Origin of the sequence: Pseudomonas sp. S30_BP2TU TE3576 (assembly GCF_050436025.1) — a bacterium.
Classification (GTDB): domain Bacteria; phylum Pseudomonadota; class Gammaproteobacteria; order Pseudomonadales; family Pseudomonadaceae; genus Aquipseudomonas.
The window spans coordinates 540,506-555,088 of the sequence record NZ_JBNDLK010000001.1; the positions used below are offsets into that span (position 1 = coordinate 540,506).

12 protein-coding genes and 1 tRNA gene are annotated in these 14,583 nt (G+C 61.4%); 8 read left to right on the forward strand and 5 right to left on the reverse strand.

The annotated features are described in order from the left end of the window. The first annotated feature begins 82 nt into the window (after window positions 1-82). Window positions 83-745: a glutathione S-transferase family protein gene (locus ABIA48_RS02355; RefSeq protein WP_429486893.1), complete on the forward strand. Its 663-nt coding sequence runs from the start codon at window positions 83-85 to the stop codon at window positions 743-745. 96 nt (window positions 746-841) lie between these two features. Here the strand turns inward: ABIA48_RS02355 and ABIA48_RS02360 are convergent. Further along, a tRNA-Gln gene (locus tag ABIA48_RS02360) sits at window positions 842-916 on the reverse strand. A gap of 320 nt (window positions 917-1,236) precedes the next feature. Between ABIA48_RS02360 and ABIA48_RS02365 the strand changes: the two genes are divergently transcribed. Continuing rightward, window positions 1,237-1,665, forward strand: a complete 429-nt coding sequence (locus ABIA48_RS02365) for a hypothetical protein (protein ID WP_429492773.1) — start codon at window positions 1,237-1,239, stop codon at window positions 1,663-1,665. Between the two features lie 105 nt (window positions 1,666-1,770). Here ABIA48_RS02365 and ABIA48_RS02370 read toward each other — a convergent pair whose 3' ends face one another. The 3 genes from ABIA48_RS02370 to ABIA48_RS02380 form a co-directional block, all read right to left on the reverse strand. Beyond that, the gene (locus ABIA48_RS02370) at window positions 1,771-3,759 is read right to left on the reverse strand and encodes a peptidase U32 family protein (RefSeq protein ID WP_429486894.1); all 1,989 of its coding nucleotides are present in this window, start codon (window positions 3,757-3,759) and stop codon (window positions 1,771-1,773) included. 392 nt (window positions 3,760-4,151) lie between these two features. Then, the gene (locus tag ABIA48_RS02375; RefSeq protein WP_007990543.1) at window positions 4,152-4,532 is read right to left on the reverse strand and encodes a RidA family protein; all 381 of its coding nucleotides are present in this window, start codon (window positions 4,530-4,532) and stop codon (window positions 4,152-4,154) included. A gap of 76 nt (window positions 4,533-4,608) precedes the next feature. Then, window positions 4,609-5,403 (reverse strand): helix-turn-helix domain-containing protein, encoded by a 795-nt coding sequence (locus tag ABIA48_RS02380; RefSeq protein ID WP_429486895.1) that lies wholly within the window; start codon window positions 5,401-5,403, stop codon window positions 4,609-4,611. Between the two features lie 187 nt (window positions 5,404-5,590). Here ABIA48_RS02380 and ABIA48_RS02385 point away from each other — a divergent pair, with 187 nt between their 5' ends. The 5 genes from ABIA48_RS02385 to ABIA48_RS02405 all read left to right on the forward strand — a co-directional run bounded on the left by ABIA48_RS02385 (window position 5,591) and on the right by ABIA48_RS02405 (window position 12,182). Next, window positions 5,591-7,237: an APC family permease gene (locus tag ABIA48_RS02385; RefSeq protein WP_429486896.1), complete on the forward strand. Its 1,647-nt coding sequence runs from the start codon at window positions 5,591-5,593 to the stop codon at window positions 7,235-7,237. A 39-nt stretch (window positions 7,238-7,276) separates the two neighbouring features. Beyond that, window positions 7,277-8,203, forward strand: a complete 927-nt coding sequence (locus ABIA48_RS02390) for a 4-hydroxyproline epimerase (protein WP_429486897.1) — start codon at window positions 7,277-7,279, stop codon at window positions 8,201-8,203. Window positions 8,204-8,260: 57 nt separating this feature from the next. Beyond that, window positions 8,261-9,208 (forward strand): dihydrodipicolinate synthase family protein, encoded by a 948-nt coding sequence (locus tag ABIA48_RS02395; RefSeq protein WP_057715248.1) that lies wholly within the window; start codon window positions 8,261-8,263, stop codon window positions 9,206-9,208. Window positions 9,209-9,314: 106 nt separating this feature from the next. Beyond that, window positions 9,315-10,892, forward strand: a complete 1,578-nt coding sequence (locus ABIA48_RS02400) for an aldehyde dehydrogenase (NADP(+)) (RefSeq protein WP_429486898.1) — start codon at window positions 9,315-9,317, stop codon at window positions 10,890-10,892. 3 nt (window positions 10,893-10,895) lie between these two features. Next, on the forward strand, window positions 10,896-12,182 hold the full coding sequence (locus ABIA48_RS02405; protein ID WP_429486899.1) for an NAD(P)/FAD-dependent oxidoreductase: 1,287 nt from the start codon (window positions 10,896-10,898) through the stop codon (window positions 12,180-12,182). 196 nt (window positions 12,183-12,378) lie between these two features. Here the strand turns inward: ABIA48_RS02405 and ABIA48_RS02410 are convergent, their stop codons facing one another. Beyond that, window positions 12,379-13,152, reverse strand: coding sequence for an AraC family transcriptional regulator (locus ABIA48_RS02410; protein WP_429486900.1), 774 nt, complete (start codon window positions 13,150-13,152; stop codon window positions 12,379-12,381). 134 nt (window positions 13,153-13,286) lie between these two features. Between ABIA48_RS02410 and ABIA48_RS02415 the strand changes: the two genes are divergently transcribed. Then, a complete protein-coding gene (locus tag ABIA48_RS02415; protein WP_429486901.1) occupies window positions 13,287-14,507 on the forward strand; it encodes an MFS transporter in 1,221 nt (406 codons plus the stop codon). The last annotated feature ends 76 nt before the right edge of the window (window positions 14,508-14,583 follow it).

Consider the following 14,583-nt stretch of genomic DNA (forward strand, 5'->3'; position numbering starts at 1 on the left):
AAGCACCAGGACGGAGTTCCTCGCGCATTGGCGGATGGCGACCGATAATGAAGGGGTTTGCATCTCACCGAGGAATTGAAGGATGCCACTGACTCTTTATTTCCATCCGCTCTCGTCGTTCTGCCACAAAGCGCTGATCGCCCTTTATGAACTGGGAATCGAGTTTGAAAAAAGGATCATCGACCTGGGCAACGATGCTGACCGCGCCGAGCTTCAGGCGCTGTGGCCAATCGGCAAGTTTCCGGTGCTTCGCGATCACGCCCGCCAAAAAGATGTGCCGGAGTCGAGTGTGATCATTGAGTACCTGGACCGGCTTCATGCCGGCCAGACGCACCTGATTCCGGACGATTGGGAAACCGCGCTGGAAGTACGCCTGTGGGACCGTTTTTTCGACCTTCACGTCCAGGTGCCCATGCAGAAGATCGTCAGTGACCGCCTGAACGCCGCCAATGGCGACCTGTCTCGCGAACGCGCCGCATTGTTGACGGCGTACGGCATGCTTGAACGCCAGTTGGCCGCAAACACCTGGGCAGCCAGCCCGGCGTTCAGCATGGCCGATTGCGCCGCCGCCCCGGCGCTGTTCTATGCCAGCACCCTCGTGCCGTTTCCCGACGATCATCGCCACTTGTGCGCTTATTTCGACAGGTTGACCCTAAGACCTTCGGTCGAGCGGGTCATCGACGAGGCTAGACCCTATTTTTCCTGGTATCCGTTTGCCGAGGCCATTCCAGAACGGTTTCGGTAGTGGCACCAGCGCGATAGAGGAACGGGAGGCAAAAACAGCAAAATCCGGCGAATAACAAGGGCCGATAAAGTGTTATCTAATTGCATAGGAAGAAAATGGCAGGGGCGGCTGGATTCGAACCAACGCATGGCAGGATCAAAACCTGCTGCCTTACCGCTTGGCGACGCCCCTGTATCTGTTGCGATGAGTGCGTGGCACTCACTTTGTTGGTGGCAACAGGACCTGTTGCCGGCTTGCGCGATAGGCGCCGTAAGGGCCTGTGCACGAGTGGGCGGCAATTTACCAACTTTTGCCTCGCCTGGGAAGCCCCAATTAAACAATTTGTTTTTTTAAAACAAATGCTTAGTGTTGAACCGAATCTCGGCGAGTTGTCGGCACACGCTCAGCTGGATCAAGTCTGCTACGCTTTTCTTTCTCGAATGGAATCGGGGAGCGTTTGCGCAACCCCTTTCCCTTGCCATTTGAGGGCGCCAAATGTGAAAGGCAAATTTTTGGCTACCGCGGCAACCCTCTTGGTAGTCGGGACCGCGATTTTTGGGTTGAACGCTTGGGAACACATCCAGAGCCAGCGCCAGGAAGCGGTCTGCAGGGCCGCCCGGGAGCATCTCAATGGCCTGGAAACCCAGGCGCGAGCCTTGGCCTCCGGATTGACGGTCGAAGCCTATGCCGAAGCTGAAAAAGCCGAGGCCGGCCAATTGGTCCAGGCGCTCGATACCGCCAAAAACGAAGCCGAGGTCGATGCCGTCATCGACAAGCACGCCGCTGCCATTGAAGCGCAGATAACCGCCGAGGACGCAGAGGTCCAGTCCCGAGGCGATCAACCCTTCCTCGGCCAAGAGCTGAAAAAGCAACGCATCCCCACCGACGTCAAACAGGAATTCAAACGAGCTGAAAAAGCCGTCGCCGACACCTGTGGATAGTGTCGACCGCCAACTCCGGATTTGTCGCCAGCATCCAGACTTCAGCAAAAGCAGGTTTCAAGCTGAAACAGGTGAGCACGCCGTTGCGGCGCACTCACCGGCCACTCAGTGCGGCGCGCGCGGGATGGTCTTGAGCAGGTCTTCGGGGCTGATGTGCCCCACCACGCTGCCTGGTTGCGGCAGATCGAGGATGTGCCCCTTCATCTTGCCGATCACGTGCATCTCGCAAGGTTTGCAATCGAACTTCAACGTCAGCACTTCATCGCCGTGGATCAACTGCATCGGCGCGACTTTGGTGCGCACGCCGGTCACGCCCTTGGCCTGTTTCGGGCACAGGTTGAAGGAGAAACGCAGGCAGTGCTTGGTGATCATCACCGGCACTTCGCCGGTTTCTTCGTGGGCCTCGTAAGCCGCGTCGATCAGTTTGACGCCATGGCGGTGATAGAAGTCGCGTGCCTTCTGGTTGTAGACGTTGGCCAGGAACGACAGGTGCGACTCCGGGTATACCGGCGGTGGAGTGGTCTCGGCCTTGCGGCTGCCCCGTGGATGGGCGGCGATCCGCGCTTCGGTCAAGGCCTCAATCACCTCACGGCGCAAGGCCTTGAGTTGCGAGTTCGGGATGAAGTACGCCTGCGGCGCGTCCAGCTTGATGTCGATGGCGTGGTACTGGGTGGTACCCAGTTGGCCGAGCAGATCCTGCAATTGCTCCAGCGCCTGTTCCGGTTTGTTGGCGGCGCCGAACGGACCAGCCAGAGTGACGCTGGCGTTGATGCCTTCTTCGCTGGTAGCGGTCAATTCAAGCTGATCTTCACGCAGGCGAGCGACCCAGCGCAGGGCCACGCGGCGCTCGGCAGAGGTCTTTTGCAGCGCCTGTTGCCAGTTGTGATCGAGATTACGATTCAGCGGATGGTTGGGGCGCAGCTTGTACATCCCCTCCGGCATCTCATTGGGCTCGACGCGATAGCGATAACGCTTCTCGCCATCCTCCTCGAATTCGCCTTTCGGTTCGGCGATGTTGGCGCGGAAACCCACTACTTCCCGCTTGACCAGCACGTTGAGGCCGTCGCCGTTGGACAGCGGCTCGTGAGTCACGACCTGCATGTCGCGCTTGGCGACTTTCTCGACGACACCCACCGGCAGACCGGTGAAGGTCGGCGAGTCAAAGGCGCCGATATCGATCTTGCGGTCAGAGACGAAGTAATCGGTACTGCCACGGTGGAAGGTTTTTTCCGGGTCGGGCAGGAAGAAGTGCGCGGTACGGCCGCTGGAGGCACGGGCCAGGTCCGGACGGTCTTCGAGCACGGCGTCGAGGCGCTGGCGGTAGTAGGCGGTGATGTTTTTCACATAGCCCATGTCCTTGTAGCGGCCCTCGATCTTGAACGAGCGCACGCCAGCCTCGACCAGGGCGCGGATGTTGGCGCTCTGGTTGTTGTCCTTCATCGACAGCAAATGCTTTTCGTAAGCAATCACGCCACCCTTTTCGTCCTTGAGGGTGTACGGCAAACGGCAGGCCTGGGAGCAATCGCCACGGTTGGCGCTGCGCCCGGTGTGCGCGTGGGAAATGTTGCACTGGCCTGAAAACGCCACGCACAGCGCGCCATGGATAAAGAACTCGATGGCCGCGTCGGTTTCGTTGGCGATGGCGCGGATCTCTTGGAGATTCAGCTCGCGGGCCAGCACCAGTTGCGAAAAACCGGCCTGATCGAGGAACTTGGCCCGCTCCAGGGTTCGGATGTCAGTCTGGGTACTGGCGTGCAATTCGATCGGCGGAATGTCCAGCTCCATCACCCCCAGATCCTGGACGATCAGCGCATCGACGCCGGCATCGTACAACTGGTGGATCAGCTTGCGGGCTGGCTCCAGTTCGTTGTCATGCAGGATGGTATTGATGGTGGTGAAGATCCGCGCGTGATAACGACGGGCGAATTCCACCAGTTCGGCAATCTCGCTCACCTCGTTGCAGGCATTGTGGCGGGCGCCGAAGCTCGGGCCACCGATGTACACGGCATCGGCACCATGCAGGATAGCCTCGCGGGCGATGGTCACGTCGCGGGCGGGGCTGAGCAATTCCAGGTGATGTTTTGGCAAAGACATAATTTTTTTAGTCAGGCTTGTCACGGTCGAGGCGTGCATTGTAGCGGCGAAACGCCTGAGCGGCACCTCGTGCTGCCAGGTGGTGTTTCGGGTAGGCCTGACCTGCCTCAACCCCTGTGGGAGCGGGCTTGCTCGCGAAAGCGGTGGGTCAGTCAACACTTGTGCAAGCTGACACTCCGCTTTCGCGAGCAAGCCCGCTCCCACATTTGAGCGGCGTCGACCACAAATTCAGCCCACGACCAACTTCCCCCTGTGGGAGCGAGCTTGCTCGCGATAGCGGTGGGTCAGTCAACGCTTGTGCAAGCTGACACTCCGCTTTCGCGAGCAAGCCCGCTCCCACATTTGAGCGGCGTCGACCTCAGATGCACACAGGGATTTTTGTATCGCAGCGATCAGGCCTTGGCGGCCATCGCGGTCACTTCAACGCGCATGCCTTCTACCGCCAGGGACGCCACGCCAACGGCTGCGCGCACCGGCCATGGCTTGGCGAAGAAACGCTTGTAGACCTCATTGAACGCGGCACGGTCGGCCATGTCGGTGAGGTAGATGGTCAGGTGCATCACGCGGTCCATGGAGCTGCCGGCACGTTCCAGCGCGACCTTCAGCGCTTGCAGGGTGCATTCGCTTTGCAGGGTGATGTCGCCCAATTCAAGGCTGCCATCGGCACGGGTGGGGATCTGGGTAGAGACCAGCACACCGCCGAAACCGACGACGTCGGAGGAAATCGAATCCGCATCGGGATCGGGCGTAAAGGTCAGGTCGTGGTTTGCCATGGGAGCTCTCTTGCTTGAAGTGGTAAGGCGGGCGCCTTTTGCGCGGCCAGTTTACAGGGCCATTTCCGGCTCGTCGCTAATCCAGAGCGGACGGCTGTTCGTGACCGGTAGCCTGGCGGTACTGGCGCGGAGTGAAGCCGGTCAACGCCTTGAACTGCCGGGTGAAGGCGCTGTGGTCGGTATAGCCACATTGCAGGGCGACTTCGGTGATCGGCAGGTCGGTGTGGAGCAGTCGATGCGCGTGCTCCAGGCGAACCTTCTGGATCATCTGCCGTGGCGTCAGGTGAAACACGCGCTTGCAGTAGCGTTCCAGTTGCGCCACGGAAATGCCGGCGATGCGCGTCAACTCGCCGAGGGTGACGCGTTGGTTGAAATGCGCACGAATGTATTCGTCCACCGCCGCCAGGCGCTGGTACGCCGGGTGTGTGTCACTGGCCGATTGCAGGTCAACCGAGATACCCGCCAAACCGATGATTTCATTGCGGCGGTTATACAACGGTCGTTTATGGGTCAGGCACCAGCCAGGCTCACGGCTGCCGTACAAGTGCAACTCCAGCTGGTCTTCCAGAACCAGACCTTGCTCCAGCACTCGCCGGTCCTGCTCGGTGTAACCCGGCCCCAATTGCTCGGGAAACACCTCGGCGCTGGTTTTCCCCAGTAACGGTTTGAGTTGCTTCAAACCGCAGCGTTGCACCAGCGTGCGGTTGGCCATGACATAGCGCGCCTGCACATCCTTGATGAAGATCGCGGCATTCGGAATGACGTCCAGCATGGGCAGCAGCAGTGCTACGCCTGCCAGTAGTTGCTCGATGGTTTCGGGGCGACTCGAGTCGTCGCCCTGGCACAACAGCGCAAACGCATCCTCAGTCATGAACCGGCCCCTCGCAAAAATCAGACATTTCCCATTGTGCTGATTTCGTCATCGACACCCAAGGAAAACATCAATCGCGAGCAAGCCGCCAAGTTCACTCTATGGCCACCGCCCTCCTCGGTAAAACCGTGAAGGGCGATTTGAAGTGCACACCTGCCTATCCAATAACTCACAAGAAGGCGATGCCATGTCAGGCCAAGGCAAGTTCAAAAAACAACTTTCGTTAATAGACCTTACGTTTATCGGACTAGGGGCGATCTTCGGCTCCGGCTGGCTGTTCGCAGCCAGTCACGTTTCTGCCATCGCGGGGCCGGCGGGGATTTTTTCCTGGCTGCTGGGCGGTTTTGCGGTGCTGCTGCTGGGCATCGTTTACTGCGAACTCGGCGCGGCGCTGCCCCGTGCCGGCGGTGTGATTCGCTACCCGGTTTACTCCCACGGCCCGCTACTGGGTTACCTGATGGGTTTCATCACGCTGATCGCGTTTTCCAGTCTGGTGGCCATCGAGGTAGTCGCTGCGCGCCAGTACGCCGCTGCATGGTTTCCCGCATTGACCCAGGCCGGTTCCAGCAATCCAACGGCGATTGGCTGGCTGGTTCAATTCGGCCTGCTGTGCTTGTTCTTCATGCTCAACTACTACAGCGTGAAGACGTTCGCCAAGGCCAACAACTTGATCAGCCTGTTCAAGTTCATCGTGCCATTGCTGGTGATCGGTGTGCTGTTCACCTTCTTCAAACCGCAGAACTTCCAGTCCCAGGGCTTCATGCCGTTCGGGCTGTCAGGTGTCGAGATGGCGGTGTCCGCCGGTGGCATTATCTTCGCCTACCTGGGGCTGACACCGATCATCTCGGTAGCCAGCGAAGTGAAGAATCCGCAACGCACCATCCCCATTGCACTGATCCTCTCCGTGCTGCTTTCCACCGCGATCTATGTGTTGTTGCAAGTGGCGTTCCTCGGCGGCGTGCCCACCGAAATGCTCGCCAACGGTTGGGCCGGCGTCGCCAAGGAACTGGCCCTGCCCTACCGCGACATTGCCCTGGCATTGGGTGTGGGTTGGCTGGCGTATCTGGTGGTGGCCGACGCGGTGATCTCCCCCAGCGGTTGCGGCAACATCTACATGAACGCGACCCCGCGGGTGATCTACGGCTGGGCGCAGACCGGCACCTTCTTCAAAGTCTTCACCCGTATTGACGAAAAGTCCGGCATCCCGCGTCCGGCGCTGTGGCTGACCTTTGCCCTATCGGTGTTCTGGACCCTGCCCTTCCCTTCGTGGGAAGCCCTGATCAACGTGGTCTCCGCCGCGCTGGTGCTGAGCTACGCCGTTGCCCCGGTGTCGGTGGCTGCACTGCGCCGCAATGCGCCGGACATGCCGCGGCCGTTCAAGGTCAAGCGCATGGGCGTGCTCGGTCCACTGTCATTCATCATCGCCGCGCTGATCGTCTACTGGTCCGGCTGGAGCACCGTGTCCTGGCTGCTCGGCCTGCAAATCCTGATGTTCGTGATTTACCTGCTGTGCGGTCGATTCGTACCGACCCAACACCTGAGCCTGGCTCAACAAGTGCGCTCTTCGGCATGGCTGATCGGCTTCTATGCCGTGACCATCGTGCTGTCCTGGCTCGGCAGCTTCGGCGGTATGGGTGTACTCACCCATCCTTTTGACACCGTGGTCGTAGCGGCCTGTGCGATGGGCATCTACTACTGGGGCGCAGCTACCGGCGTGCCGGCGCATCTGATTCGCCTCGACGACGAGGATGCGGAAAGCGAAACCGAACCAGCCTATACCAACACGCTCGGCGGCCAACGCCCGATCGGCGCGGCGACCCAGACTTCACGCTGAGATTCAGGCCATCAACGTCTTCTTCGAATGGATAGATTCATGAAAAAAGTACAGGTGATTGACTCACACACCGGCGGCGAGCCGACTCGCCTGGTGATGTCGGGTTTGCCCCAGCTGGCTGGCCGGACCATGGCCGAGAAGCGCGACACCTTTCGCGAGCAGCATGACCAATGGCGTCGCGCCTGCCTGCTGGAGCCCCGTGGCAACGATGTGCTGGTGGGTGCGCTATATTGCGAACCGGTGTCGCCGGATGCCACCTGCGGCGTGATTTTCTTCAACAATGCCGGCTACCTCGGCATGTGCGGTCACGGCACCATCGGCCTGGTCAACTCGCTGCAGCACCTGGGTCACATCCAGCCCGGCGAGCACAAGATCGATACACCGGTCGGCCCGGTCAGCGCCACGCTGCATGAGGACGGCAACGTCACCCTGCGCAACGTGCCCGCCTACCGCTACCGCCAACAGGTGCCGGTCGAAGTGCCGGGACATGGCCGCGTGTACGGCGACATCGCTTGGGGCGGCAACTGGTTTTTCCTGGTGTCCGACCACGGTCAGGCGTTGCAGATGGACAACGTCGAGTTCCTCACCGAGTACACCTGGGCCATGCTCAAGGCCCTTGAGGCCCAGGGCATCCACGGTGAAGACGGCGCGCTGATCGACCACATCGAACTGTTTGCCGACGACGAAGTGGCCGACAGCCGCAACTTCGTCATGTGCCCCGGCAAGGCCTACGACCGCTCGCCCTGCGGCACCGGCACCAGCGCAAAACTGGCGTGCCTGGCGGCGGACGGAAAACTGGCCGCCGGTGAACGCTGGGTCCAGGCCAGCATCACCGCCAGCCAGTTCGTCGGCCGTTTCGAATGGGAAGGCGAACGCATCATCCCTTTCATCACTGGCCGCGCCTACATGACCGCCGACAGCACCTTGCTGATCGACGAGCAGGATCCCTTTGCGTGGGGCATTTGAGCCCCTCGCCTTTTCCCTAACCAGATCTGAATGAACGCTTGAAGGAGTGACAACAAAATGAGCGACAACATTTTCACTGGCTGCATCCCTGCCCTGATGACCCCATGCACCGCCGAGCGCAAGCCGGACTTTGACGCGCTGGTGGCCAAGGGTCGCGAGCTGATCGACATCGGCATGAGCGCAGTGGTGTATTGCGGCTCCATGGGCGACTGGCCGCTGCTGACCGAAGCCGAGCGTCAGGAAGGCGTAGCACGGCTGGTCGCTGCCGGCGTTCCGACCATCGTTGGTACCGGTGCCGTCAACAGCCGCGAAGCGGTTTCCCATGCGGCACACGCAGCCAAAGTCGGCGCCCATGGCTTGATGGTCATTCCTCGCGTGCTGTCTCGCGGCGCTTCGGCCACTGCGCAAAAAGCCCACTTCGCCGCGATCCTCAAAGCTGCCCCGGGATTGCCGGCGGTGATCTACAACAGTCCTTACTACGGCTTCGCCACCCGCGCCGACCTGTTCTTCGAACTGCGTCGCGAATACCCGAACCTGATCGGCTTCAAGGAGTTCGGCGGTGCTGCCGACCTGCGCTACGCGGCCGAGCACATCACCTCCAAGGACGATGACGTCACCCTCATGGTCGGTGTCGACACCCAGGTGGTCCACGGTTTCGTCAACTGCAACGCCACTGGTGCCATAACCGGCATCGGCAACGCACTGCCACGCGAGGTCCTGCGACTGGTGGCCCTGAGCAAACAAGCGGCCAAGGGCGATGCCAAGGCACGTCGCCAGGCCCGGGAGCTGGAGTCCGCACTGGCCGTGTTGTCGTCCTTCGATGAAGGCTGCGACCTGGTGCTCTATTACAAGCACTTGATGGTGCTCAATGGCGACAAGGAATACACCCTGCACTTCAACGAAACCGATGCGCTCAGCGATGCCCAGCGTCGTTACGCCGAGAACCAGTACGCGCTGTTCCGCCAGTGGTACGAGCAGTGGTCCGCCGAGCAGAACTTCGCCTGACATCCGGCCTGTACAGCGGCGTGCCAAGGTGCGCCGCTTTTATTTTCGCCCACGGCGGTATGGCGTTTTTTGCAAACGCCCCACCCTCTTTTTTTCAGGAAAGACCATGACTCTGACAGGCAACATGTTGATCGGCCAACAGGCCGTCGCCGGCAACCGCGAAGCGATCCGCGGCATTGATCCGGCCACTGATCTCCCCCTCGAACCGACCTATCACGGTGGCAGCGGTGAGCACGTCGAACAGGCCTGCGCCCTGGCGTGGAGTGCCCTGGACAGTTATCGCGCAACGACCCTGGACGCACGCGCCGAATTCCTCGAAACCATCGCCAGCGAAATCGAAGCCCTCGGCGATGATCTGATCGACCGCGCCGTGGCCGAGACTGGTCTGCCACGCCCGCGTATCCAGGGTGAACGCGGCCGCACCTGTCAGCAGCTGCGCACCTTTGCCCGCACCGTGCGTGCAGGCGAATGGCTGGATGTGCGGGTCGACAGCGCACTGCCGGAGCGTCAGCCCCAGCCCCGCCCGGACCTGCGTCAGCGTCAGGTGCCGCTCGGCCCGGTGGCGGTGTTCGGCGCAAGCAACTTTCCCCTGGCCTTCTCGGTCGCCGGCGGCGACACCGCGTCGGCGCTGGCCGCCGGTTGCCCGGTGATCGTCAAGGCCCATGGCGCACATCCCGGCACCAGTGAACTGGTGGGCCGGGCGCTGGCCCGAGCCGTCAAACAATGCGGGCTGCACACAGGCGTGTTTTCGCTGTTGTTCGGCTCCGGCCGCGAAGTGGGCATCGCCCTGGTCAGCGATCCGCGCATCAAGGCCGTGGGTTTCACCGGCTCGCGCAGCGGTGGCATCGCCCTGTGCAACGCAGCCCAGGCGCGTCCCGAGCCGATCCCTGTGTATGCGGAAATGAGCTCGATCAATCCGGTACTGCTGTTCCCCGCCGCATTGCAGTCGCGAGCCGAGACACTGGCGCAAGGCTTCGTCGCCTCCCTCACCCAAGGCGCTGGCCAATTCTGCACCAACCCAGGCCTGGTGATTGCCCGCCAAGGCCCGGCCCTTGAACGATTCATCCAAGAGGCCGCGCAATGCGTCCAGCGCAGCCCGGCGCAGACCATGCTCACTCCCGGCATATTCAATGCTTACGAGGCCGGCGTCGGCGCGCTGGTCGAACATGCCCATGCACACACAGTGGCCGCTGGTCTGAAGGGTGATACCCCGAACCAATGCCAGGCCCGCCTGTTCGTCACCCAAGCCAATGAGTTTCTCGCCGATCCGGCCTTGCAGGCAGAAGTATTTGGCGCCGCGTCACTGATCGTGCAATGCGCCAACGACGAGGAAATCCGTCAGGTCATCGAACACCTGGAAGGCCAACTGACCGCCACCCTGCACCTGGACGATACCGATGTGGAAAGCGCCAGGGCCTTGCTGCCGACCCTGGAGCGCAAGGCCGGGCGCCTGTTGGTCAATGGCTGGCCGACCGGCGTCGAGGTGTGCGATGCCATGGTCCATGGTGGCCCGTTCCCGGCGACTTCCGATGCGCGCAGCACCTCGGTCGGCACCGCCGCCATCCTGCGTTTCCTGCGCCCGGTCTGCTATCAGGACTTCCCGGACGCCTTGCTGCCGGCCGCGCTCAAACACAGCAATCCGTTGCAGTTGCGCCGCCTTCTAGACGGCCGGAGAGAAGCCTAGGACATGGCCAACTATTCCCCTTCCAATAACCCGCCCGCGGCGGCGGACGTTGCCGTAGTCGGTGCCGGGATCATCGGCGTCGCCAGCGCCCTGCGCCTGGCACGCCTGGGTCTGCGGGTGGTGGTCATCGACCAGCAGGAACCCGGCCGGGGCGCTTCGTTTGGCAATGCCGGGCACCTGGCAACCGAACAGGTGTTCCCCATCGCCGACCTGTCCATCCTCAAACGCCTGCCCGCCATGCTCATGGACCCGATGGGCCCGCTGCGCCTGGACTGGAAATACATGCCCCGGGCCCTGCCCTGGTTCGCACGCCTGTTGCTCAACCTGCGTCCGGCCCCGTTCCAGCGCACCGTGGCCGGCATCCGTGCGCTCAATGAAAGCAGCCTGGGTGCCTGGCACCGCTTGCTGCAGGCCATCGACCGTCCCGAATTGCTGAAAGAAGACGGTTCGTTGCTGGTGTTCGAACGCCCCGACTCGCAGCAGGTGATCGAGGCATTGCAGGCACGCATGCGCCAGCAGCAAGTGCCGGTCGACTTCTGGCAGGCCAAGGCTGTACGCGCAGCGGCTCCGCAGCTCAGCGAGCAGATCCGCGGTGGGTTGTTCTTCCCGCGCACCGGGCATTTCCTCGACCCCTTCCGGGTAGTCGGCGAACTGGTACACGCGGCCAAAAGCACTGGCGTGCAGTTCCTCAAACAGCGGGTCGAGGGCGGGCAGTTGAATGAAACCGGCGTGTCGTTGATCACCGATCAAGGCCGATTCAACAGCCGCCAGGTATTGATTGCCTGTGGTGCCCATTCAGCCAGGCTCACCGCCGCGTTGACCGGCAAGAAAGTCCCGCTGGACACCGAGCGCGGCTATCACTTGATGCTACCCCACGAGCACGAACGCTTGCCGTTTGCCGTCACCTCACTGGAGCGCAAGTTCATCATGACGCCGATGGCAGATGGGCTGCGCCTGGCCGGCACCGTCGAATTCGCCGGTCTTGAAAGTCCACCGACCATGGAGCGCGCCTGGCAGTTGCACCGCCTGAGCAAAGGCCTGTTCAAGCGTGAGCTGAGTGTTGAAGCAGCGACGCCATGGATGGGTTTCCGGCCCTCCTTGCCCGACTCCCTGCCGATCATCGACCGGGTGTGCGACGGCAAGGTCCTGCTCGCCTTCGGCCATCAGCACCTGGGGTTGACCCAGGCGGCGGTCACGGCGGAACTGATCGCGCAAATGGCCTCGCCCTTGACCGGCATCCAGCCTCACAGCCTGCCGGCGACTGCGCCGTACCGGCTCGATCGTTTCTGAGGACAACGACAGCAGGCACCGCAGACGTGGCGATCCTGTCGGCGTCCAACCGCATGCGCTGTTGCCGTTCGCGCAGATCTCCACGCGCATTGGGGGGCTCGACGGTGATTCTGGCGACGATACTGTTGCGGATTTTTGTTTGAAGTTGTGCCGGTGACCGAAGGGTGTTCGCTTGTGCAAGAGAACACCCTTTCCATCACTTGAAAAAATCACTCGGCGTCTTGCCGAACTGCTTCTTGAACATGGTCGTGAACGCGCTCGGGCTGTCGTATCCCAACTCCCCGGCGATGTCGATGATCTTCTCCCCGACCGCTATCCGTTCCAGCGCCAGCAGCAGGCGCGCTTGCTGGCGCCATTGGCCGAAGGTCATGCCGGTTTCCTTGCGGAACCTTCGCTGGATGGTTTTGGCGTCGAGGCTCAGCCGGGCGCTCCAGTCCGACAACGTCGACCCATCCCCGGGGTCATGCTGCAACGCGCTACAAATCTGGTTGATACCTTGATCGGTGGGCTGTGGCAGGTTCAATGGCAAGGTTGGCAGGATCGTCAATTCATCCAGAATCAGGCGCAGCACCCGGGCTTCCCGTGAATCCGGATCGCAGGAAAAGTCGAAATCGACCGAGACCTTGATCAGCTCACTCAGCAATGCGGACACACTCACCGCCCGGGTTTCAGCGGGCAGATCCAGGCTCGCGTCAGGGCGCACAAAAACGCTGCGCATCTTGATCGCTCCCACGCAGCGAATCGAGTGCACTTCCCCACTCGGCATCCAGATGCCACGGCTGGGTGGCACTGTCCATTGGCTGGTGGCGGCGTGCACCACCATCACGCCTTCGATGGCATAGATCAGTTGATGCTTTTCATGGGAGTGCGGCGGGATGAACCAGTTTTCCGGGTAGTCGGTCGCACTGCTGCGAACACTCCAGCCGCCCTGGTCGATCTCCGTAAGAAATGTCTGCAATGGCTTGATCATGACGCCCTTTTTGCGATAGCCCGCGCCCGAGTTGCGCGAGACGGGCGACTTTGTGGGCCATAGGATAATGCCGAACCCTGAAATTGGCTGCGCCTTGCGTTCGCAGTTCGCGTTATTTATCCGGAAGATCGCCCATGTCGACCACCACCCTCAGTTCACCGTCATCCACCGCTTCGGCGGCCAGCCAGGCCAGCCCCCTGGTCATGCGCGTCATCGGCGCCTGTGCGCTGGCGCACCTCATCAACGACTTGATCCAGGCCGTGCTGCCGTCGATCTACCCGATGCTCAAGGCCAGTTATGGTTTGAGCTTTACCCAGGTCGGCCTGATCACCCTGACCTTTCAGCTCACCGCCTCACTGCTGCAACCGTGGATCGGCTTCTACACCGACCGTCATCCCAAACCGTGGCTGCTACCGGCCGGCATGGTCTGCACCCTGATCGGTATCCTGATGCTGTCGATGGTTGGCAGTTTCCCGGCGATTCTCGTGGCCTCGGCACTGGTGGGCGTCGGTTCGTCGACCTTTCACCCGGAGACCTCGCGGGTGGCACGCCTGGCCTCGGGCGGTCGCTACGGTTTGGCGCAGTCGACCTTTCAGGTCGGCGGCAACGCCGGCAGCGCCTTCGGCCCCTTGCTGGCCGCTGCGATCATCATTCCCTATGGCCAGGGCAATGTCGCCTGGTTTGGCTTGTTCGCGGTGTTTGCCATCCTCGTTCAGTACGGCCTGAGCCGCTGGTATCGCAATCACCTGAACCTGTTCAAGCTCAAGCAAGGCAGCAAGGCCACCCACGGCCTGTCGAAACGGCGGGTGACGTTTGCCCTGGTGGTGCTGGCGCTGCTGGTATTCTCCAAATACTTCTACATGGCCAGCTTCACCAGTTACTTCACCTTCTACCTGATCGAGAAGTTCGACCTGTCGGTGGCCAGTTCGCAGCTGTACCTGTTCCTGTTCCTCGGTGCTGTCGCGGCGGGCACATTCTTTGGTGGCCCGATCGGCGACCGGATTGGCCGCAAGCAGGTGATCTGGTTCTCGATCCTCGGCGCCGCCCCCTTCACCCTCGCCTTGCCCTATGTCGACCTGTTCTGGACAGGTGTGTTGAGCATGATCATCGGCTTCATCCTCGCCTCGGCGTTCTCGGCCATTGTGGTCTTCGCCCAGGAGCTGGTGCCCGGCAACGTCGGCATGATCGCCGGGGTGTTCTTCGGCCTGATGTTTGGTTTCGGCGGGATCGGTGCTGCGCTGCTCGGGCATCTGGCGGATATTCATGGCATCGAGTACGTGTACACGCTGTGCTCATACCTGCCGTTGCTGGGAATTCTGACGATCCTGTTGCCTTCGACCCGGAGTGCTCACTGACGGATTCAGCCGATCACTTTTGCTACCAACCTTGTAGCACTCGGTAACACCTGGCCCTGTGGAGGTGCGTCTTTTC

Excerpts from the sequence above, each read along its gene's own strand:
- ABIA48_RS02355 (WP_429486893.1), top strand. The coding sequence starts at position 83 with ATGCCACTGACTCTTTATTTCCATCCGCTCTCGTCGTTCTGCCACAAA.
- ABIA48_RS02370 (WP_429486894.1), bottom strand. The coding sequence starts at position 3,759 with ATGTCTTTGCCAAAACATCACCTGGAATTGCTCAGCCCCGCCCGCGAC.
- ABIA48_RS02375 (WP_007990543.1), bottom strand. The coding sequence starts at position 4,532 with ATGGCAAACCACGACCTGACCTTTACGCCCGATCCCGATGCGGATTCG.
- ABIA48_RS02380 (WP_429486895.1), bottom strand. The coding sequence starts at position 5,403 with ATGACTGAGGATGCGTTTGCGCTGTTGTGCCAGGGCGACGACTCGAGT.
- ABIA48_RS02385 (WP_429486896.1), top strand. The coding sequence starts at position 5,591 with ATGTCAGGCCAAGGCAAGTTCAAAAAACAACTTTCGTTAATAGACCTT.
- ABIA48_RS02390 (WP_429486897.1), top strand. The coding sequence starts at position 7,277 with ATGAAAAAAGTACAGGTGATTGACTCACACACCGGCGGCGAGCCGACT.
- ABIA48_RS02395 (WP_057715248.1), top strand. The coding sequence starts at position 8,261 with ATGAGCGACAACATTTTCACTGGCTGCATCCCTGCCCTGATGACCCCA.
- ABIA48_RS02400 (WP_429486898.1), top strand. The coding sequence starts at position 9,315 with ATGACTCTGACAGGCAACATGTTGATCGGCCAACAGGCCGTCGCCGGC.
- ABIA48_RS02405 (WP_429486899.1), top strand. The coding sequence starts at position 10,896 with ATGGCCAACTATTCCCCTTCCAATAACCCGCCCGCGGCGGCGGACGTT.
- ABIA48_RS02410 (WP_429486900.1), bottom strand. The coding sequence starts at position 13,152 with ATGATCAAGCCATTGCAGACATTTCTTACGGAGATCGACCAGGGCGGC.
- ABIA48_RS02415 (WP_429486901.1), top strand. The coding sequence starts at position 13,287 with ATGTCGACCACCACCCTCAGTTCACCGTCATCCACCGCTTCGGCGGCC.